The organism is Pseudomonas sp. TWR1-1-4 (genome assembly GCF_049897165.1).
GTDB classification, from domain to species: Bacteria; Pseudomonadota; Gammaproteobacteria; order Pseudomonadales; family Pseudomonadaceae; genus Aquipseudomonas; species Aquipseudomonas canadensis.
Genome location: NZ_JAFCVS010000010.1, coordinates 81,298 through 101,491 on the forward strand (window position 1 = coordinate 81,298; position 20,194 = coordinate 101,491).

Annotated in this window: 21 protein-coding genes; 8 read left to right on the forward strand and 13 right to left on the reverse strand. The window is 59.8% G+C overall.

What is annotated here, in order from left to right; genetic code table 11:
- Positions 1-11: 11 nt before the first annotated feature.
- Both catC and ACP7C6_RS28670 read right to left on the reverse strand, forming a co-directional pair.
- On the reverse strand, positions 12-302 hold the full coding sequence (gene catC, locus ACP7C6_RS28665; RefSeq protein ID WP_426109551.1) for a muconolactone Delta-isomerase: 291 nt from the start codon (positions 300-302) through the stop codon (positions 12-14).
- 12 nt (positions 303-314) lie between these two features.
- Complete coding sequence (locus ACP7C6_RS28670) at positions 315-1,442, reverse strand: muconate cycloisomerase family protein (RefSeq protein WP_028617926.1); 1,128 nt, start codon at positions 1,440-1,442, stop codon at positions 315-317.
- Positions 1,443-1,556: 114 nt separating this feature from the next.
- On the opposite strand from ACP7C6_RS28670, the gene ACP7C6_RS28675 reads away from it, so the two are divergent.
- Complete coding sequence (locus tag ACP7C6_RS28675) at positions 1,557-2,432, forward strand: LysR family transcriptional regulator (protein WP_028617927.1); 876 nt, start codon at positions 1,557-1,559, stop codon at positions 2,430-2,432.
- On the opposite strand, the gene ACP7C6_RS28680 is transcribed toward ACP7C6_RS28675, so the two are convergent.
- A complete protein-coding gene (locus ACP7C6_RS28680; RefSeq protein WP_028617928.1) occupies positions 2,429-3,415 on the reverse strand; it encodes an AraC family transcriptional regulator in 987 nt (328 codons plus the stop codon). The two genes, ACP7C6_RS28675 and ACP7C6_RS28680, sit on opposite strands and share 4 nt — an antisense overlap.
- A gap of 310 nt (positions 3,416-3,725) precedes the next feature.
- Between ACP7C6_RS28680 and antA the strand changes: the two genes are divergently transcribed.
- The 4 genes from antA (at position 3,726) to ACP7C6_RS28700 (ending at position 8,203) form a co-directional block, all read left to right on the forward strand.
- A complete protein-coding gene (antA, locus tag ACP7C6_RS28685; protein ID WP_028617929.1) occupies positions 3,726-5,117 on the forward strand; it encodes an anthranilate 1,2-dioxygenase large subunit in 1,392 nt (463 codons plus the stop codon).
- The gene (gene antB / locus ACP7C6_RS28690; RefSeq protein WP_028617930.1) at positions 5,117-5,608 is read left to right on the forward strand and encodes an anthranilate 1,2-dioxygenase small subunit; all 492 of its coding nucleotides are present in this window, start codon (positions 5,117-5,119) and stop codon (positions 5,606-5,608) included. Before antA ends, antB begins: the two co-directional genes overlap by 1 nt.
- A gap of 117 nt (positions 5,609-5,725) precedes the next feature.
- On the forward strand, positions 5,726-6,733 hold the full coding sequence (antC, locus tag ACP7C6_RS28695; RefSeq protein WP_305382782.1) for an anthranilate 1,2-dioxygenase electron transfer component AntC: 1,008 nt from the start codon (positions 5,726-5,728) through the stop codon (positions 6,731-6,733).
- 72 nt (positions 6,734-6,805) lie between these two features.
- Positions 6,806-8,203, forward strand: coding sequence for an amino acid permease (locus tag ACP7C6_RS28700; protein WP_177096856.1), 1,398 nt, complete (start codon positions 6,806-6,808; stop codon positions 8,201-8,203).
- A gap of 137 nt (positions 8,204-8,340) precedes the next feature.
- On the opposite strand, the gene kynA is transcribed toward ACP7C6_RS28700, so the two are convergent.
- Positions 8,341-9,198, reverse strand: a complete 858-nt coding sequence (kynA, locus tag ACP7C6_RS28705; protein ID WP_028617933.1) for a tryptophan 2,3-dioxygenase — start codon at positions 9,196-9,198, stop codon at positions 8,341-8,343.
- Positions 9,195-9,845, reverse strand: a complete 651-nt coding sequence (gene kynB, locus ACP7C6_RS28710; protein ID WP_028617934.1) for an arylformamidase — start codon at positions 9,843-9,845, stop codon at positions 9,195-9,197. The genes kynA and kynB overlap by 4 nt, the downstream gene beginning before the upstream one ends.
- 375 nt (positions 9,846-10,220) lie before the next feature.
- Here kynB and ACP7C6_RS28715 point away from each other — a divergent pair, with 375 nt between their 5' ends.
- A complete protein-coding gene (locus ACP7C6_RS28715) occupies positions 10,221-10,565 on the forward strand; it encodes a cupin domain-containing protein (RefSeq protein ID WP_025858010.1) in 345 nt (114 codons plus the stop codon).
- A 48-nt stretch (positions 10,566-10,613) separates the two neighbouring features.
- Here ACP7C6_RS28715 and mmsB read toward each other — a convergent pair whose 3' ends face one another.
- Together mmsB and ACP7C6_RS28725 are read right to left on the reverse strand one after the other, a co-directional pair.
- On the reverse strand, positions 10,614-11,501 hold the full coding sequence (mmsB, locus tag ACP7C6_RS28720) for a 3-hydroxyisobutyrate dehydrogenase (RefSeq protein WP_028617935.1): 888 nt from the start codon (positions 11,499-11,501) through the stop codon (positions 10,614-10,616).
- A 15-nt stretch (positions 11,502-11,516) separates the two neighbouring features.
- Positions 11,517-13,034 carry a CoA-acylating methylmalonate-semialdehyde dehydrogenase gene (locus tag ACP7C6_RS28725; protein WP_028617936.1) on the reverse strand — a complete coding sequence of 506 codons (1,518 nt, stop codon included), beginning with the start codon at positions 13,032-13,034 and terminating at the stop codon, positions 11,517-11,519.
- Between the two features lie 129 nt (positions 13,035-13,163).
- Between ACP7C6_RS28725 and ACP7C6_RS28730 the strand changes: the two genes are divergently transcribed.
- Together ACP7C6_RS28730 and ACP7C6_RS28735 are read left to right on the forward strand one after the other, a co-directional pair.
- Entirely contained in the window at positions 13,164-14,111 is a 948-nt protein-coding gene (locus ACP7C6_RS28730) for a LysR family transcriptional regulator (RefSeq protein WP_028617937.1), read from the forward strand.
- 326 nt (positions 14,112-14,437) lie between these two features.
- Positions 14,438-14,728 (forward strand): DUF3077 domain-containing protein, encoded by a 291-nt coding sequence (locus ACP7C6_RS28735; protein WP_426109552.1) that lies wholly within the window; start codon positions 14,438-14,440, stop codon positions 14,726-14,728.
- A gap of 45 nt (positions 14,729-14,773) precedes the next feature.
- Here the strand turns inward: ACP7C6_RS28735 and ACP7C6_RS28740 are convergent, their stop codons facing one another.
- The 6 genes from ACP7C6_RS28740 to ACP7C6_RS28765 form a co-directional block, all read right to left on the reverse strand.
- Entirely contained in the window at positions 14,774-15,721 is a 948-nt protein-coding gene (locus tag ACP7C6_RS28740; protein WP_177109953.1) for a LysR substrate-binding domain-containing protein, read from the reverse strand.
- A complete protein-coding gene (locus ACP7C6_RS28745; protein WP_426109553.1) occupies positions 15,721-16,569 on the reverse strand; it encodes an SMR family transporter in 849 nt (282 codons plus the stop codon). Before ACP7C6_RS28745 ends, ACP7C6_RS28740 begins: the two co-directional genes overlap by 1 nt.
- A gap of 53 nt (positions 16,570-16,622) precedes the next feature.
- Entirely contained in the window at positions 16,623-17,564 is a 942-nt protein-coding gene (locus ACP7C6_RS28750) for a TauD/TfdA family dioxygenase (RefSeq protein ID WP_426109554.1), read from the reverse strand.
- Positions 17,565-17,859: 295 nt separating this feature from the next.
- Positions 17,860-18,351, reverse strand: a complete 492-nt coding sequence (locus ACP7C6_RS28755) for an OmpA family protein (protein ID WP_426109555.1) — start codon at positions 18,349-18,351, stop codon at positions 17,860-17,862.
- A gap of 4 nt (positions 18,352-18,355) precedes the next feature.
- Complete coding sequence (locus ACP7C6_RS28760; RefSeq protein ID WP_426109556.1) at positions 18,356-19,618, reverse strand: diguanylate cyclase domain-containing protein; 1,263 nt, start codon at positions 19,616-19,618, stop codon at positions 18,356-18,358.
- Positions 19,615-20,190, reverse strand: a complete 576-nt coding sequence (locus tag ACP7C6_RS28765) for a YfiR family protein (RefSeq protein ID WP_028617940.1) — start codon at positions 20,188-20,190, stop codon at positions 19,615-19,617. Before ACP7C6_RS28765 ends, ACP7C6_RS28760 begins: the two co-directional genes overlap by 4 nt.
- Positions 20,191-20,194 lie beyond the last annotated feature (4 nt).

The window sequence follows — 20,194 nt, forward strand, 5'->3', positions numbered from 1 at the left end:
TGAAAACCGGCTTAGCGGTCATCCTCATGGATCGACGACGGGTGACGGCACAGGGCATTCACTTCGATGGTCATGTAGGGAAAGAGCGGCAGTTGCATCAGCAAATCGTGCAGGTCCTGCACGCTGTCGACATCGAACACGCTGTAGTTGGCGTAGTGCCCGGCGATGCGCCACAGGTGGCGCCATTTGCCTTCCTGTTGCAGGCGCTGCGCCAAGGCTTTTTCCTCGGCCTTGAGGCCAGCGGCGCGCTCGGGGTTCATATCGAGGGGCAGGTTCACGGTCATTTTTACGTGGAACAACATGGCAGGTGCCTCTTAGTGTTTGTCACGACGGAAGAACGCCAGACGCTCTTCATCGATGGCCAGGCCCAGGCCCGGTGCGGTGGAGACATGCAGCTGGAAATCGCGGTACACCGGCGGCTCGGTGAGGATGTCTTCGGTGAGCAACAACGGGCCGAACAGTTCGGTGTCCCACGCCAGTTTGCTCAGCGTGAGAAAGGCATGGGCCGACGCCAGGGTGCCGATGCCGCCTTCCAGCATGGTGCCGCCGTACAGGCCGATGCCCGCCGCTTCGGCAATCGCCGCCGTACGCAACACCGCACGCGGGCCGCCGTTCTTGGCGATCTTGAGGGCGAACACCGAGGCCGCACCTTCGCGGGCCAGGTTGAACGCATCCTCGACACACTCGATGGACTCATCCGCCATGATCGGCGCCGGGCTCGACAGGTTGAGCCGCGCCATACCGCCGCGGTTGTTGCGTGAAATGGGCTGCTCGATCAGGTCGATGCCGTTGTCGCCGAGCACCTTGCAGGCACGCAGTGCCACCGCTTCATCCCAGGCCTGGTTGACGTCGACGCGCACACTGGCGCGGTCGCCCAGGGCTTTTTTGATCGCGATCACATGGGCCAAGTCGTGGCTGACTTCACCGGCGCCGATCTTCAATTTGAAAATACGGTGGCGGCGCAGGTCGAGCATCTTTTCCGCTTCGGCAATGTCCTTTTCGGTGTTGCCGCTGGCCAGGGTCCAGGCCACCGGCAAGGCATCGCGCACACGGCCGCCGAGCAGTTCGCTGACCGGCAGGTTCAGGCGTTTGCCCAGGGCATCGAGCAAGGCGCTTTCGATCCCGGACTTGGCAAAGGTGTTGCCGCGAATGCTGCGCTCCAGGCGCAACATGGCCGCGTTGATATTGCTCGCGTCTTGGCCGATCAGCAGCGGCGCGAAGTGGCGGTCGATGTTGACCTTGATACTGTCGGGGCTTTCGTTGCCGTAGCTCAGGCCGCCAATGGTGGTGGCCTCGCCAATGCCTTCGATGCCGTCGGCGCAGCGCAGGCGGATGACCACCAAGGTCTGGTTTTGCATCGTGTGCATCGCCAGCTTGTGCGGGCGGATGGTGGGGAGGTCGACGATGATCGTGTCGATCGACTCGATGGCGCAAATCGGCATGGCTATACCCGTTGGGTTCTTTATAGATTTGAGCCGATTCTGTGCCGTATCTTTCAAGGGTTCCAATATAGAATGGGTCTCGAACAATACCCTCAAGGTATGAAAGGAGCCGTCATGGAACTGCGTCACCTGCGCTATTTCCAGGTGCTGGGGGAGACCCTCAACTTCACCCGCGCGGCCGAACGCCTGCACATCGCCCAGCCGCCGTTGAGCCGGCAGATCCAGCAATTGGAGGATGAACTGGGCGTCATTTTGCTTGAGCGTGGCCGACCGCTGCGGCTGACCGAGGCCGGGAGGTTTTTTTATGAACACGCCAACGTGCTGCTGGAACAACTGAACAAGGTCTGCGACAACACGCGACGCATCGGCCAGGGCGAAAAGACTTGGCTGGGCATCGGCTTTGCGCCCTCGACCCTGTATGGCGTGCTGCCGGAACTGATTCGCCGGCTGCGCACCCATGAGGCGCTGGAGCTGGAGTTGGGGTTGTCGGAAATGACCACCTTGCAGCAGGTCGAAGCGCTCAAGGCCGGGCGCATCGATGTGGGATTCGGGCGGATTCGCATCGACGACCCGGCCATTGTCCAACGCGTCTTGGTCGAGGATCGGCTGGTCGCTGTGCTGCCTGCCGGCCATCCGTTGCTGGGCGCGCCCACCACCCTCGCCCAACTGGCCGCCGAGCCTTTTGTGCTCTACCCCGGCAACCCACGCCCCAGCTACGCCGACCATGTGATCGCACTGTTCGACGCCCATGGCTTGAGCCTCAGGGTGGCGCAGTGGACCAACGAATTGCAGACCGCCATCGGCCTGGTCGGCGCCGGCATGGGCGTGACGCTGGTGCCCGCGTCGGTGCAGGTGTTGCACCGTGCGGACATCGGCTACACGCCGATTGTGGAGGCGACTGCGACCTCGCCGATCATCCTCAGCCGACGGGTGAATGATCAATCGCCGGGGCTCAGTCATTGCCTGCAACTGGTGGAAGAGTTGATCTAGCCACGCAGGCGTCGCGCATCATTGCGCTGCAGGGTCTGGCTCGGCGACTCATCGAACAGCTTGCGGTACTCCGCCGAGAACCGCCCCAGGTGGGTAAAGCCCCAGCCCAGGGCAATCTCAGAGATGGTGCGTGTAGAGCCGTGCTCAAGGATTGCCTGGCGCACCGCAGAAAGCCGATGCTTCTTCAAATAAGCCATCGGCGACAGCGCAAAGTACTTGCGAAACGCATCGAACAGCTTGAACCGCGACACACCCGCAGCGGCTTCCAGGTCTTCCAGGTGCACCGCTTCGCGGGCGTTGTCGTGGATGTACTGGCGCGCACGGATCAGGTAATGCGGCAGTTTCACCCCCAGTACATCGCGCAGCTCTTCGGAGTAGTTGTTCGGCTGGGCCAGGATCAGCCCCTTGATCAACGAGCTTTCCAGGTCGCGGGTAAAGGCGGCCTGCTCATACAACTCGCTGCCGTGCTCCAGTTCTGCAATGAAGTAGCGCGCCATGCGCCACCACGCCGCCGAAGCGCCGTCCACCGCGTCCATCCCCGACTCAAAGCGCAGCGGCGCATCAATCGGCCGTTGCAGCAAACCTTCCAGCGACTCACTCATCGCCGCCCGCGTGATCACCACCTGCAACTTGCGGCAGTCGCCGGAAATCGCCAGTACCTGGTGCTCGTTGGGCGAGATAATCACGCCCTGGTCGCGGTTGGAGTTCAGGCGCTCACCGTTCTTGCTCAACTCCTGCTCGCCCACCAACGGGAGGCTCAGGCTGTAGCTGCTGAAGTGCTCGGCGTCTTCGATGTCGATGGTCACGTCGGTGCCGTATTCGATCACACCCAAGGTGGTGGCGCGGGACTTGAACATATTGGCACTGTGGTGGAAACGCAGGCGCTCGGGCGTGGCGGTGGCCAGGCGATGGGGCCCGCAGATGCCGGACATCCAGCTGCGTGCGCCTTCCAGGTCGAAGCGTTGAATCGTTTGGCTGCTCATCAGGGTGCACCCACGGCGGTTAGGCTGTTGCGCGCTCTGATGGCGCGTCGTTGTTGTTCGACAGCAAATAATGCGCCACGCCGACGCAATGGCCAGCGGGTGGATAGCAATGGTCGACTAAGTGGATAAGACGCCGACTTTTACGGCCATTGCCCTGCCAGACAGTAGCGCATCCCGTCACCGCTGCGCACCGGGTTGGGTATTTGCTGCCCAATTATCCGGCGCAGGTTCCCCCACTAAGCGGATAGCCCGCGCCCTGCCCCGCTGCCTCTAATAAACCACCGATTAGCCCTATCAAAAGGTGCCTCCCATGAGTGGTGCAAGAAGCGTCGAGCAGTGGAAAACATTTATCGAAGGTTGTCTGGATTTTCGCCCGGCGGATGAAGTGTTCCGCATCGCCCGTGACATGTTCACCGAGCCGGAGCTGTTCGATCTGGAGATGGAACTGATCTTCGAAAAAAACTGGATCTACGCCTGCCACGAAAGCGAACTGGCGAACAACCATGACTTCGTGACGATGCGCGCCGGGCGCCAGCCGATGATCATCACCCGCGACGGCGAAGGTCGGCTCAATGCACTGATCAATGCTTGCCAACATCGCGGCACCACGCTTACCCGTGTCGGCAAGGGCAACCAGTCCACCTTCACTTGCCCATTCCATGCCTGGTGCTACAAGAGCGATGGCCGGCTGGTGAAGGTCAAGGCGCCGGGGGAATACCCGGAGGGTTTCGACAAGGCGACGCGCGGGCTGAAAAAGGCACGCATCGAGAGCTACAAAGGCTTTGTGTTCATCAGCCTGGATGTGGCGGGCACCGACAGCCTGGAAGACTTCCTGGGCGACGCCAAAGTGTTCTTCGACATGATGGTCGCCCAGTCCGCTACCGGCGAGTTGGAGGTATTGCCAGGCAAATCCGCCTACACCTACGACGGCAATTGGAAGCTGCAAAACGAGAACGGCCTGGACGGTTATCACGTCAGCACCGTGCACTACAACTACGTGGCCACGGTGCAGCATCGCCAGCAAGTAAACACCGAAAACGGCACCGGCGCAGGTAGCACCCTGGACTACAGCAAGCTTGGCGCGGGTGACGCCAACACCGACGACGGCTGGTTTGCCTTCAACAATGGTCACAGTGTGTTGTTCAGCGACATGCCCAACCCCAGCGTGCGCTCCGGCTACGCCACCATCATGCCGCGCCTGGTGGAAGAACACGGCCAGCCAAAGGCCGAGTGGATGATGCACCGCCTGCGCAACCTGAATATCTACCCGAGCCTGTTCTTTCTCGACCAGATCAGCTCGCAACTGCGCATCATCCGCCCGGTGGCGTGGAACAAGACCGAGATCATCAGCCAGTGCCTGGGGGTTAAGGGCGAATCCGACGCGGATCGCGAAAACCGTATTCGCCAGTTCGAGGACTTCTTCAACGTCTCGGGCATGGGCACGCCGGATGACCTGGTGGAATTTCGCGAAGCCCAACGCGGTTTCCAGGGCCGCCTGGAACGCTGGAGCGACATCTCACGCGGCAGCCATCGCTGGGAAACCGGCCCCACGCCGAACAGCGAAGCCATCGGCATCCAACCGGCCATGACCGGCACCGAATTCACCCATGAAGGCCTTTACGTGAACCAGCACCGCAACTGGCAGCAGTTCCTGCTCAAGGGCCTGGACAGACAAGCGCTGACATTGCGGGAGGTGGAATGATGAATGCGCAACTGCAGTACCAGATCGAGCAGTTCTTCTACCGTAAATCCGAGCTGTGCGACGCCCAGGATTGGGACGCTTATGTGCAGCTGTTCGACCCGCAGAGTGAGTTCCACCTGCCGCAATGGGACTCGGAACACGTCTACACCCGTGATCCCAAGCGCGAGATGTCGTTGATCTACTACGCCAACCGCTCGGGCCTGGAAGACCGTGTGTTCCGTTTGCGCACCGGCAAAGCCGCGTCGGCCACACCGATGCCGCGCACCTTGCACCTGATCAATAACGTGCGCATTGCCGAGCAGGCGGATGGAACGCTGGAGGTGAAATTGAACTGGCACACGTTGTTCTATCGATTGGCTACGTCGGAGCAGTTCTACGGACAGGCTACCTACAGCCTCAAGCCCCATGACGACAGTTGGTTGATCACCCGCAAACACGCGTTGCTGCTCAACGACACCATCAACTCGGTGCTGGATTTCTATCACCTGTAACCCTGTAGGAGCCGGCTTGCCGGCGATGGCGTCTGACCTGTTGAACACTGTCGCCCGACAGACCGCTATCGCTGGCAAGCCAGCTCCTACAGTTATTGAATCCATGGAGAATGGTGGATGAATCACAAAGTGGCCTTCAGCTTTGCCGACGGCAAGACCCTGTTCTTCCCCGTCGGCGCCCATGAAATCCTGCTGGATGCGGCACTGCGCAACGGCATCAAAATCCCACTGGATTGCCGTGAAGGTGTGTGCGGCACCTGCCAGGGCCGTTGCGAGTCCGGCGATTACAGCCAGGACTATGTAGACGAAGAAGCCCTGTCCAGCCTCGACCTGCAACAGCGCAAGATGCTCAGTTGCCAGACGCGGGTGAAGTCTGACGCAACGTTTTACTTCGACTTTGATTCGAGCCTGTGCAACGCGCCGGGGCCGGTTCAGGTCAAGGGTACCGTGAGCGCGATGGAACAGGTGTCGGCCAGCACGGCGATCCTGCAGGTGCAGTTGGATCAGGCACTGGATTTTCTGCCGGGCCAATATGCGCGCCTAGCGGTGCCTGGCACGGACAGTTGGCGGTCCTATTCTTTCGCCAACCTGCCGGGCAATCACCTGCAATTTTTAGTGCGCCTGTTGCCCGATGGGGTAATGAGCAACTACCTGCGCGAACGCTGCCAGGTGGGCGATGAGCTGTTGATGGAAGCGCCCCTCGGCGCCTTCTACCTGCGCCACGTCACCAAGCCATTGCTACTGGTGGCGGGTGGCACTGGGTTGTCGGCCCTACTGGGCATGCTCGATGAACTGGCCACCAATGGTTGCGACCAACCGGTGCACCTGTATTACGGCGTGCGCGGTGCCGAGGACTTGTGCGAAGCGGCGCGTATCCAGGGTTATGCTGCAAAAATCGCAGGCTTTCGCTACACCGAAGTCCTCAGCGCCCCCTCCGACGATTGGCCCGGCAAGCGCGGCTACCTCACCGAGCATTTTGACCTGGCCGAATTACGGGACAGTTCGGCGGATATGTACCTGTGCGGCCCCCCTCCAATGGTCGAATCCATCCAGCAATGGCTGGCGGATCAGGCACTTGATGGCGTTCAGCTGTATTACGAAAAGTTTACGCAGAGTAATATCTGACCCCTCAGCACTTCTGAGGGGCTGATGCGGCGTGCACTCAACCCTGAGAAAAACAAGTAGAAGGGAATGTTAATGGCGGATGACATGGTTAACCCGGTAGGCCTCAAGCGTGGCCTGAAGAACCGGCACATTCAGCTGATCGCCTTGGGAGGGGCGATCGGCACGGGGTTGTTCCTCGGCTCGGCCGGGGTGCTCAAGTCGGCGGGGCCGTCGATGATCCTGGGTTACGCGATTGCGGGTTTCATCGCGTTCCTGATCATGCGCCAGCTCGGCGAGATGATCGTCGAAGAGCCGGTGGCCGGTTCCTTCAGCCACTTCGCCCACAAATACTGGGGCGGCTACGCAGGCTTCCTGGCGGGCTGGAACTACTGGGTGCTCTACGTGCTGGTGGGCATGGCCGAACTGACGGCGGTGGGTAAGTACATCCAGTTCTGGTGGCCGGAGATCCCGACCTGGGTCAGTGCACTGGTGTTCTTTGTCGCGGTGAACCTGATCAACACCCTGAACGTGAAGTTCTTTGGTGAAGCCGAGTTCTGGTTCGCGATCATCAAGGTGGTGGCGATTGTCGGCATGATCGTGCTCGGCTGCTACCTGCTGTTCAGCGGTACCGGCGGCCCGCAAGCCACGGTCAGCAACCTGTGGAGCCACGGCGGGTTCTTCCCGAATGGCGGCATGGGGCTGTTGATGTCCATGGCGTTCATCATGTTCTCGTTCGGTGGCCTGGAGCTGGTCGGCATCACTGCCGCCGAAGCCAGCGAGCCGCGCAAAGTGATCCCGAAAGCGATCAACCAGGTGGTCTACCGGATCCTGATTTTCTACGTGGGTGCCCTGACCGTGCTGCTGTCGCTGTACCCGTGGGACCAACTGCTGCAAACCCTCGGCGCGTCGGGCGATGCCTACAGTGGTAGCCCGTTCGTGCAGATCTTCTCGCTGATCGGCAACGACACCGCCGCACACATCCTCAACTTCGTGGTGCTGACCGCGGCGCTGTCGGTGTACAACAGCGGCGTGTACTGCAACAGCCGCATGCTGTTCGGCCTGGCCGAGCAAGGTGATGCACCGAAATCGCTGATGAAGCTGAACAAACAAGGCGTGCCGATCCGCGCCCTGGCGATTTCAGCGTTGGTGACGATGCTGTGTGTAGTGGTCAACTATGTGGCACCGCAGAGCGCGCTGGAGCTGCTGTTCGCGCTGGTGGTTGCCTCGTTGATGATCAACTGGGCGCTGATCAGCATCACCCACATCAAGTTCCGCAAAGCCATGGGCGAACAAGGCCTGACGCCGTCGTTCAAGACCTTCTGGTTCCCGTTCAGCAACTACCTGTGCCTGGCGTTCATGGTGATGATCATCAGCGTGATGCTGGCGATTCCAGGTATCAGCGAGTCGGTGTATGCGATGCCGGTGTGGGTGGGGATTATCTACATTGCCTACCGTTTGCGGGTGAGAAACGCAAAAGCCGTGACCGCATAAAACCTGTAGGAGCCGGCTTGCCGGCGATAGGCCTCAAGCCTTGCGGTAATTTTGAGGACGCCATCGCCGGCAAGCCGGGCTCCTACAAAAGGCGTGTTTCATCCAATAAAAAGCCCCGGAATTCCGGGGCTTTTTGTTTACAGCGTTGAGCGCACTCGCCACAACTCGGGGAACAACACCGTGTCGAGCATCTTGCGCAAATACCCCACACCTTCCGTGCCGCCCGTGCCGGGCTGGAAGCCGATGATCCGCTCTACCGTCGTCACATGGCGGAAGCGCCATTGGCGGAACGAGTCCTCCAGGTCGATAAACTTCTCGGCCAACTGATACAGGTCCCAGTAGCGGTTCGGATCGCGATACACCTCGCGCCACGCCGCCTCCACCGATTCATCGTGAACCGTCGCCGCCGTCGGGTCGCGCTCGGCACGTTTCGGGTCAATCGCCAGGCCAGCCTTGATCATCAGGTTGATCGCTTCGTCGTACAGCGACGGCGTGGCAATCGCCACTTTCAACTCGTTCAACAGCTCCGGCCGATGGGCGTGAGGCCGCAACAGCGCCGCGCTTTTGTTGCCGAGGATAAATTCGATCTCACGGTACTGGAACGACTGGAACCCCGACGACTGCCCCAGGAACGGACGGATCGACTTGTACTCCGACGGCGTCATCGTCGCCAGCACGGCCCAGGCATGCACCAGTTGATCGAAGATCCGCGACACCCGCGCCAGCATCTTGAACGCCGGCGGCAACTCGCCCAGGCGCACGTGTTCGCGGGCGGCCTTGAGTTCGTGGAGCATCAGTTTCATCCACAGCTCGGACGTCTGGTGCTGGATGATGAAGAGCATTTCGTTGTGGTCCGGCGACAGCGGGTGCTGGGCGCTGAGGACTTTGCCCAGGTCCAGGTAATCGCCGTAGCTCATGGACTCGGAGAAATTCAGTTCGGCGTTATGCCATTCTTCAGGCGGCTGGTAGTCAGCAGAGAAAGGACATTGGCTCATCGCGTGGGCTCCTTGAGCGGGCGGAGAATGGCGCGGACCGGGCTCGCGTCCAGGTTGGCAAACCGCAGCGGCAGTGCGATCAATTCATAGTCGCCCTCCGGTACGTCATCGAGCACGATGCCTTCGAGAATCGCCATGCCATGGCGGGCCACGGCGTTGTGAGAATCCATAGTCTTGGACTGCTGCGGGTCCAGCGAGGGCGTATCGATGCCGATCAAGCGCACCCCCAGACTGGCCAGCAGTTCGATGGTTTGTGGAGCGATGGCGGTGAAATTCGAATCCCATTCAGTCAGCGGCGCTTGTGGATAAGTGCGCAGCAACACACGCTCGGGCAGGTTATCCACACGGCTTTCCAACTGATGCGGCTGCACCAGCGCGCCGCTGTCCAGGCAATGCAGCACCCGGCATGGGCCCATGTACACATCCAGCGACACTTCGCCAATTGGCGCACCGTCCGCGCTGTAATGCAGCGGCGCGTCCACATGGGCGCCGGTGTGCGGAGACAAGGTGATACGCCCGACATTCACCGGACACTCCGGGCCAAACTGCCACACGCGCTCTTCCTGGAACGGCGTATCCCCCGGCCAGGTCGGGGTCGCCGTACTCAAGGGCGGGCTGATATCCCACCACGTTTTTATTGGGTTCATTTGAAGGCTCTCGGCGGTTACTGGGGTGAATGATACGAGGGCCAGCTGCGAATTTTCTTGCGAATTCTGGCGTGAAGCAGGAAATCTTTCGCACTTACTGCGAAGAACGGACGAGAAATCGCACAAATATATCGTCCGGATGCGTCACCGTGCCCTGTGGGAGCCGGGCTTGCCCGCGATGACGGTGGCACTGCTTGCATCCTCATAGCCTGACACTCCGCTATCGCGGGCAAGCCCGGCTCCCACAAGGGTTCGCGGTAATTTCCGGATCATCACACCGCTGCGCTTCTGAGCATCCCGATGTCGAGTTCAGACCACTGACACAACGCCCGAGGCCTTAGGGTGCATCTTTCCATTCCCTGCCTCGGAGACATCATGTCCAAGCCCATCACCGTACTGCGCGACACCCACCCCCTGCCGGTCCTGGACGCCTGCAAATGGGAAAAACTCGAAGGCGATCCGCATACCGTCAATCTCAACGCCTACACCAGCGAAGACGGCAGCAAGATCATGGGCACCTGGATCTGCACCCCGGGCAAGTGGTACGTGGACTACGTGAAGTGGGAATACTGCCACTTCCAGGAAGGCTACTGCATCATCACGCCCGAGGGGTTGGCGCCGATTCACTTGCGAGCTGGGGATATCTTCGTGGTGGAACCGGGGATGAAGGGGACGTGGGAAGTTGTGGAGACAGTGCGTAAGTATTTTGTGTTTGCTTGAGCCGCAAAAACCCGGGAGCCCACTATTAGCAGGCTCCCGGAAACGCTCCTATTTGGGCTTGCGATAGCTGTTGATAATCGCCGAGAAGTCCTTGCCCCCTTCCCCACGCTGGCTCATCGATTGATACAACTGCTGGGCCACAGCGCCCAGAATCACGGGTTGCTTGGCCTGACGCGCCGCTTCGGTGGCCAAGCCCAAATCCTTGAGCATCAGGTCAGCACCAAACCCACCGGTATAACCACGCGACGACGGTGCGGTTTCGATCACGCCCGGCCATGGGTTGTAGGTATCGGAACTCCAGCAACGTCCGGTGGAGCTGTTGATGATGCCGGCCAGCACCTGGGTGTCGATGCCCAGCGCATCGCCCAAGGCCATGGCCTCACTGACGCCGACCATGCTGATCCCCAACAACAAGTTGTTGCAGATCTTCGCGATTTGCCCCGTGCCCACATCACCGCAGTGCACGATGTTGCGGCCCATCTGCGCCAGCACCGGTTGTAGGGTGGCGAACAGTTCCGGGGTAGCGCCGACCATGAAGGTCAGCGTCCCGGCTGCGGCGCCGCCCGTGCCTCCGGAGACGGGGGCGTCGGCTACGGCCACACCTTGTTTGGCCGCCACAGCCGCTACGTCGCGGATGGTCTGCGGGTCAATGGTGCTGCAATCCACCGCCGGTACGCCTTTACCGATGCCGGCAAGTACACCGTCTTCATTCAGCCAGACGCTGCGCACATGGGCGGCGGCGGGCAGCATGGTGATCACCAGTTCAGCACCGGTGGCCGCATCACGCGGCGAATCGCTGATGGTGCCACCCAGCTCGGCCAGTTCCTTGAGCACCGTCTGGTTCAGGTCGAACAGGTTCAGCGCATGGCCGGCCTTGATCAGGTTGCGGGCCATGGGTGCGCCCATGTTGCCCAAGCCGATAAATGCAATCTTCATGGTCGTCTCCCAGAATCAGCGCAGGTTGATGGTGGTGTTGACGCCATCGTTGACCGTGTCGTCATCGAACCAGCGGCTGGTGACGGTCTTGGTCTGGGTGTAGAACTGCACCACTTGCTTGCCATACGGGCCCAGGTCGCCGAGCTTGGAACCGCGCGAGCCGGTGAAGCTGAAGAAAGGGACCGGCACCGGGATAGGAATGTTGATGCCGACCTGGCCTACATCGATCTCGCTCTGGAACTTGCGTGCCGCCGCACCGCTCTGGGTGAACAGGCCGGTACCGTTGCCGAACGGGTTGGCGTTGACCAGGGCGATGGCCTCGTCGAGGGTCGCGACCTCCAGCACCACCAGCACCGGGCCGAAGATTTCCTGGGTGTAGATCTGCATATCGGTGGTCACGCCCGAGAACAGGGTCGGGCCGACAAAGTTGCCTTGCTCGAAGCCCGGCACCTTGATGTCGCGGCCGTCCAGTTCCAGCTTGGCGCCTTCTTTCACGCCGCTCTCGATGAGTTCCAGGATACGTGCCTTGGCGCGCTTGGAAATCACCGGGCCGACATCAGTGCCCGCTTCACTGCCCGCGTTGACCTTGAGCTTTTGCGCCAGCACTTTCAGGTCCGGCAGCCATTGCTTGGACGCGCCCACCAGCACCACCACCGAGGTCGCCATGCAACGTTGGCCCGCCGCACCGAAACCGGCGCCGACCAGAGCATTGAGGGTGTGTTCACGGTTGGCATCCGGCAGCACCACGGCGTGGTTCTTGGCGCCCATCATCGACTGCACACGCTTGCCGTGTTTGCCGGCCAAGTCGTAGACGTGAGTGCCCACTGCGGTCGAGCCCACGAAGGACACGGCCTTGATGTCTTTGTGAGTGCACAGCGCATCCACCACATCCTTGCCGCCGTGCACCACGTTGAGCACGCCAGCCGGCACGCCAGCTTCCAGCGCCAACTCCACCAGCAGCATCGTTGACAGCGGGTCCTGCTCGGACGGTTTGAGAACGAAGGTGTTACCGCAGGCGATGGCCATCGGGAACATCCACAGCGGGATCATCGCCGGGAAGTTGAACGGAGTAATGCCGGCGCACACGCCAATGGGTTGGCGAAGGGTGTAGGTGTCGACGCCACCTGCGACGTTTTCAGCAAACTCGCCCATCTGCAGGGTGCCGATGGAGCAGGCGTGCTCCACCACTTCCAGGCCGCGGAAAATATCGCCCTCAGCATCGGCAATGGTCTTGCCCTGCTCGTTGCTGAGCACCACGGCAATGCGCTTGGAATGTTCGCGGATCAAGGCTTGCAGCTTGAGCATGATGCGCATGCGCGCGCCGATCGGCGTCAGCTTCCAGGTCTGGAAGGCGCGGTGGGCAGCGTCGATGGCAGCGTTGACTTCATCGGCAGTAGCGAACGGGACTTTGGCCAGCACCTCTTGGGTGGCCGGGTTGACGATGTCTTGCCACTCGGTGGTCTTGGACTCGACCCACTCGCCGTTGATCAGCAACTTGACCTGTTGCACGGAAATATCGGCAGATGCGTTCATGTGGTCTCCAATCTTATATTTATGCAGAGACAAGGCGCGTAACCGCCTTGGGAAATGAGGCGTTCGGACTGTTTTTGGAGTATAGATGTGCAAATCTCTAATAAGAACGCACATAAAAGCCGGACCAATATGCAAAAAAACATCACGTCGCTGGGCTCCCTGAACTGGGATGACCTGAAGTTTTTCCTCGAAGTGGCCCGCACCCGCAAGGCCAGCGTGGCCGCCAAGCGCCTGGCGGTGGACTACACCACCGTGTCGCGGCGCATCAGTTCACTGGAAGTGTCCCTCGGCACCCTGCTGTTCGAAAAATCCCGGACCAACGGTTTCGTGCTCACCACCGAGGGCCAGCGTTTGCTGGGCTACGCCGAGTCCATCGAAAGCACCCTGCACATGGCCTGCGAGCAAGTCTCCGGCTCCGGCGTGGCGCTGTCGGGCCATGTGCGCATGGGCTGCACCGAAGGGTTCGGGAGCTTCTTCGTCACCCCGCAGTTGAGCCACTTCGTCGACACCTACCCGGCCATCTCAGTGGACATCCTGCCCCTGCCCCACTTCATCAGCCTGTCCAAGCGCGAAGCCGACATCGTCATCGCCCTGGAACGGCCGGAACATGGGCCGTATGTGTGTTGCAAACTGTGCGACTACAAATTGCAGCTGTACGCGACCCAGGAATACCTCGACCAGCACCCACCGATCCGCAAACCGGCGGATTTGGCCGAGCATCCGTTTATCAGCTATGTGGATGACTTGGCGTTCAGCTCGGAGTTGCTGTATCTGGCCAACGTGGTGCCCGGCGCCAGCGCCAGCCTGCGCAGTACCAGCGTGATCGCGCAGTACGTGGCGGCGCAGCAGGGTCGGTCGATGGCGATATTGCCGTGTTTTTTGGCGGCGCAGGATCCACGGTTGTTACCGGTGCTGGGGGAGCAGATTTCCATCACTCGCCAGTTCTGGATGTATTGCCGGGAGGATTTGCGGAAGTTGAAGCGGATTACGTTGTTGTGGGACTACATCAGGGAAGTGACGGAGCAGAATCAGGGGTTGTTGATGGGGGAGACACGGGAGATCAGGTTTGCGGATTAAAGGGCCATCAACGATGATTCGCTTTAATTTGCAGGACGTTTCCTAGAGACTCTCTACCCCATTGCGCCTTACCGTTTGGGTCACTAGCCTCCTGACTTCGCTGCTCATCAGCGATCGGGTTTAGCGACTCGGATTAGTTGGGATGTGATGCCAAAGTATTGCCAGGCTTTTTACCTGTCTCTACCATTTTATGGCGGCTGTACGCGGGAGGCCTTCGGGTCTGCCGGGTTCCCAAATTTACCGGTTCGCTAACCCGTGTACAGCTGCCACCTCTTCATGTTTAGCGACATGCCGTGGTGACCCCTACTGCAAATTTGGGAAACATCATGTCAAAAATCGTCCCCGATCCACCGCTCTCCTCCATCACCACCCTCGGCGTCGTCACCTTCGGCAACTACGGCGAAAACCAAAAACCGCTGTTCCGCGTCAACGCTGGCATGCCGATTGAGGAAGCTTTAGACCACGCCTCCACTCTGCTCTTCTACTCCAAGAAACTCGCGATGGAAGCCGCCATGGATGTGCGCGGCGAACAATACGCGTGGGCCGCGCATTACCTGTGTGAGATGGGTAAGGCCGTGGTCGATGACCTGACGCAAGCGATGACGCCAAGTCGTTAAGCGAACACCGTTCGCATGCGGGAGGAGCCCTGCTCCTCCCAACATTTAAACGGCGGTGGTCCCGGCTATTTGTGGATACCGAGCCCGAACTTCGCGCAGGAACTCACCCGCACGGGTCTTGAGCCATTCAATCAGACGCGCAATATCCGGCTCTGACTGCCGCCCATTTCGACAAATGATGTAGTAGGCCGCTGGGGACATCATCACGGGGCTTTTCAACGCAACCAATGCACCGTTTTCCAATTGGTCATACACCAACGCAGTCCTGCCCAGCGCAATCCCTGTGCCCTTTACCGCCAGACTGATCGCCAGGCTCGAATCCGGAAAGCGCGGCCCATGGTGATAAGGCGGCGTCGGCAGGCCCTGAAACGCAAACCAGCTTTCCCACCCCGGACACACCTGATCGTCCACCCTATGAATCAGCGGGTATTGGGCGACATCCTCCGGCGCAATATCCCCCTTCGGCCTGAGAAATTCCGGCGAGCAAACGGGGAACACCGCGTCACGCATCAGCAGTTCAACATGATGATCCGGGTAATCGCCATACCCCATCACCACCGCGACATCGTATTGATGCGCTTCCAGACTGGTGCTGTTGATGTCGGCGCTGGTCAACACCAGATCAAGGTTGAACGAAGCCTCAGTGTGAGAGCCGTGCATCCTGGGGATCAGCCATGTCGAACAGAGCGAGGACGTGCATGAGAGGTACAGCGGTCGGGACTTTGCGGGGTTGAGTGAATGCAAGACCCCATCCAGCGCCTTGAAAAATCCGTCGGTGACCGGCAACAAAGCCTGCCCTGCTGACGTCAGCTTGACGCCGCGCGAATGCCGCTCAAACAACTGCACGCCCCACCATTCCTCCAGGCCTGCAATTTGATGGCTGATGGCACTGGCGGTGAGGTTAAGCTGCGACGCCGCACGCGCAAAGCTACCGGTTTGCGCGGCGCTGACGAACGCTTGAAGCATCGGAGTGGGAGGCGGACGCTGGGCCATCAGGTGCTCACTTTGATCAAGATGATCCCGCAAACAATGACGAATGCCGACAGCATCCGTCGCCAACCGAACCGTTCGTGAAAGAACAGCGCGGCAATAATGGCGCCGATAATAACACTGGTTTCCCGCAGCGCTGAGACCTTGGCCACCGCGTCCAGCGACAACGCAAACAACACCAATCCGTAAGACGCCAGGTAAAAAACACCGCCCAACAGGCCGACTCGCCAATGCCCACGTATCGCACGCATCAAGGCCAAACGCTCCCTGGAAAACGCCAGCACCGGGATCGGAATGCTCTGGAATACCGTCAGGTAGATGATGTATTGCAACACCGTTTCACTGGCTCTCACGCCTTTGGCGTCCACCACCGTGTAAGCCGCGATAAACGCCCCGGCACACACTGCCATCAAAATCGGCTTGAACATTTGCGCCGTCATCCTGCGCACAAAGGTCAGGCTGATGATGCCCACACAAATCAACACCACACCCGCCAGCGCCTCGCGTGACAACTGCTCATGCAACAGAAAGTAGGAAAACAACGCGACCAGTACCGGCGGTATCCCACGCATCACCGGGTACACCTGCCCGAAATCTCCCGTTTCGTAGGCTTTGATCAGAAATAGCCGATAGGCCGTATTGAGTCCCACGGAGACGAGGATGTAGCCCCACACCTCCAGGCTCGGCACGCTGACAAACGGCAACGCCAACAGGCATATCACCAGCGCGGTGCCATCCACCATGGCCAAGGTCATGAAGCGACTGCTGCCGGCGCGGACGACAGCGTTCCAAGTGGCGTGCATGAAGGCTGAGATCAAGACCAGCGTGATCGCGATATCGGAGTTGTCCATGGGGCTCGGCTTATGGCGGATAGTAGAGGATGTACGCTATGGGCATCGAGGTATCATTGTTTACGCAACCACATCCGTAGCATGTAGCGATTTAGATCGCTCAAAGACTCAGCATCATCTATCACACAACGTGGCGTATTCCTGTCAATGAAGTGCGTGCGAGTATGAAGAAACTTATTATCGGCCGAAATAAGTACCTGCCCTGGTTCCAGCAACACTCGCTGCTGAACGGATGACTGATCGAGAACAGTATCCAGAAAGTCCAGCGCTTGACATTGAGCCACCGTTAACGGTACTCCCGCCTTGATATGGGCGGATTCAATGTAGACCCGAAAGTATCTGATCAGCGGAATGCCTTCATTGGAAAAACTCAGAATGGGCGCCTTGAAAAGCTGCTCTTCATCTGACATACCGCGGTTTTCAAAAAAGAAGTTGCATTTAAGCTCTTCCAATATTTCTGGAAACGCCATCAGCTCCGCGTATACCGCGCTTGCATCAATCAGGATGCTCTCGCCGCCCAAAAGCGCTTGCTGTCCGCAAGCCAGGATCAAGTAATCGATAGGTAGCGGATCGCTCACTCCATCGTTGTGTACGTACGCACCTTGACGGGTTTGATGGTATCTCGCCCCCTCCTCAATACTCTTACCGCCTCTGTCATAAACCTCAATCACCTTGTGACCCAGATGATTCTGTACCATGGGTACGCCGAGTAGCGAACCAAATGTCCATATCAGTGATTTAAAGGTCTCAAGTTTCTCGACCTTAAAACCATCAAGAATCAAGACATGGCATTCATGGTCGATCATGGTTCGGATTCTATCTAGCTCCTCACTCAAGACGGATGATTGTAGAGAATTGATGTAGGCAGTCTTGGTATCGAACCGAGCCCCCTGACTTTCAGTTTTCAGCAACTCTCTTGCGCTCAAAAGTTCATCGAAGGCGAATTTTGAAAGTTTAACTTTTGAAACTGCTTGCCGGAAATCACTGACGTTCATGTTCATCGCAATCCTTTACGGTGCTTAGTTGGAGCGTTCATTTAACTAAGCCCACCATTTGCGAGAAAGCGAAACCTCGTCAGCCTAGCCATCAAAATTCGTCATGGCAGAGCTTTCCTACGGAGAAATTACTTAGCAAACGCTGTTTCATGCACACCGCAAAACCAACTGTGGAAGCTGGCTTGCCGGCGATGACTGTGTGTCAGCCAGTACATCCGGTACTGAGACACCGCTATCGCCGGCAAGCCAGCTCCCACAGTTGATTGGGTTTCAAATTGTGATTGGCGGGACGGGTTCAGTCCGCAATCACCACAATCGACACCCGCCGATTCTCCGTGCGCCCCGCCACCGTGGTATTCGGCGCCACCGGCTCGCTGCTACCCAGCCCGCGCAGTTGAATGTTCTCTTCCTTCATACCCACACCGGTCAACACCGCCGCCACGCTTTTTGCGCGGCGCAGGGACAGTTGCTGGTTGTAGGTTTCCTTGCCCGACGCATCGGTGTGACCGTCGACGCGTACGCGTTCGATGCCAACGCTCAGCAAGGCCTTGCCGATGCGCTGGACGATGTCGGTGCTGGGTTGGTTGAGGGTTTCGACATCGCTGCCGAACAGCACTTTGCCGGACAGGCCGAATGCCCAACCGTCGTCGGTCAGCTCAAAACCTTGTTGTTTGAGAACGGCCACTTGCTCCGCGGTCAGGCCTTTGGGGGGCGGCGTCTGGCAGCCGCCGAGGGCGAGCAGTGCTACCAGCAGGGTGATTAACATGAAACGTGCGGTCGTGAACAAGGGGTCAACTCCTGTGTTGAACGTTGACGACGGGGTTATCCGACTCCGCCGTTTGCTGGCCGCCCGAGGATAAACGCTTGGCCTGATACATCGCCGCGTCGGCGGCGTTGAGCAAGGTGCCAGGGGTGGCGCCATGCTCGGGGTAGATCGCAATGCCGATACTGAGGGAGGTCAATACCTGGGTGTTGCCGGGCACGGGGATGGGCAGGTCCATGCTGGCGATGATCTTTTCGGCAATACGCTCGGCGTCTTGCGCCTTGTGCAACGGCGCCAGCAGGATGGCGAACTCATCGCCGCCCAGGCGTGCCACCAGGTCATCTTCACGCAATTGCGCACGCACGCGCTCGGCGACGGCGACGAGGACGGCGTCGCCGGCGGCGTGGCCAAAGCTGTCGTTGATCTCTTTGAAACGATCACTGTCGAGGTATAGCACCGCCACCTGTTCTTTGGCCTTGGCTGCGCTGCGCAGGGCGCGGATCAAACGGCCTTCGAAGAACGCACGATTGGGCAGGCCGGTCAGGCTGTCGTGGTTGGCCTGGTGGGCGAGGGATTCGTTCTCGCTTTGCAGGTGGCTTTGCCAGGCTTCCATTTCGCCGAGCAAGGCATTGAAGTCACTGCCCAGGTTGTCGAGTTCGGCGATACGCGCCGGCGGCACGCGGCGGTCGAAGTCGCGCTCGCTGCGGGCGGCGTGGGCCACGGCGGCAAGGCTTTGCAGCGGGCCGGTAATGCCGCGCAACAGGCGTCGCGCCAGGTGTAGGGCAATCCACGCGCTAAGCGCGGTGCAGATGAGGATCCCGGCCAGGCCGCTGAGCAGGAAGCGCAGCAGGCTACCGCCGTGGCCGGTGAGATGAATGCTGCCGACGGCTTTGCCTTGATGCAGGATCGGCTGGCTGATGGGTTGTTCGAGCAGGGTATGCGCCAACTCCAACTCGACCCGCGAGAGCATGCCGGTTTCCGGGCGTATCCACTTCGCCAACAGCTTGCCATTGACATCGAATACTTCGGCCTCAGCCACTTCTTCGGTGGAGGCGATCAGGCTGAGGGCTTCAGTGGCCGCCGCACTGTCGTTGAACACCACCGCCGCTTCCACCGTGTAGTTGATAGAACGTGCGATCAGGTGCAGGTTGTGCTCGGCATAGACCCGCAGCGCCAGTACGCCGAGCAGGGTCAGTGAGACGCTCGCCAGCGCCACCGCCACCAGCGCCAGGATCATGTGCCCCCGGCCGATGACGGAACGCAGGGTCGGCCGCGCTTTGACGGCTTTCATGACGCCGGCGCTCGGCGACGGGACAACTGCAGCACGCTGGGATGAATGCGCACGCCGCTGCGGGCGACGGAGTCGAGGTTGACCTCAAACGACACCTGCTCATCGCTCACGCGCAGGCAGAACAGACTGCCCACGGTGCATTGGTCGCCGCCTTCGCTGATGCTCAATACCGGATGGCCGATCAACGACGTGAACAGCTGGCTGCGCTCATCAGCACTGAGCTTGCCGATGTACACCGCGTCGCACGCATTGACGATATCGGGATGGCTGGCCAGCAGGCGCTGCACCACCACTGGGCGACCGGTGGCCTGGGTGGTGCCTTTGATCAGGTCGTCGGTGTATTGAGTCGGGCCGACGATGCACAGGCGCAATTGCGCAGGTTCTACCGGCCAGCGCGCATAACTGAGGATACCGAGTACCACTTGGGTGACGGCCTGCGCGCGATGGGCGGCAAGGCTCGCAGGGTCGGACGCCTGGGCGAAGGTGTGTGGCGCGACCACGCACAGGACCGCCACCAGCAGCATGCGTCTCCAGCTCAAACTGCGCTCTGTGGGCGAGACAGCCACGTTCATGCAG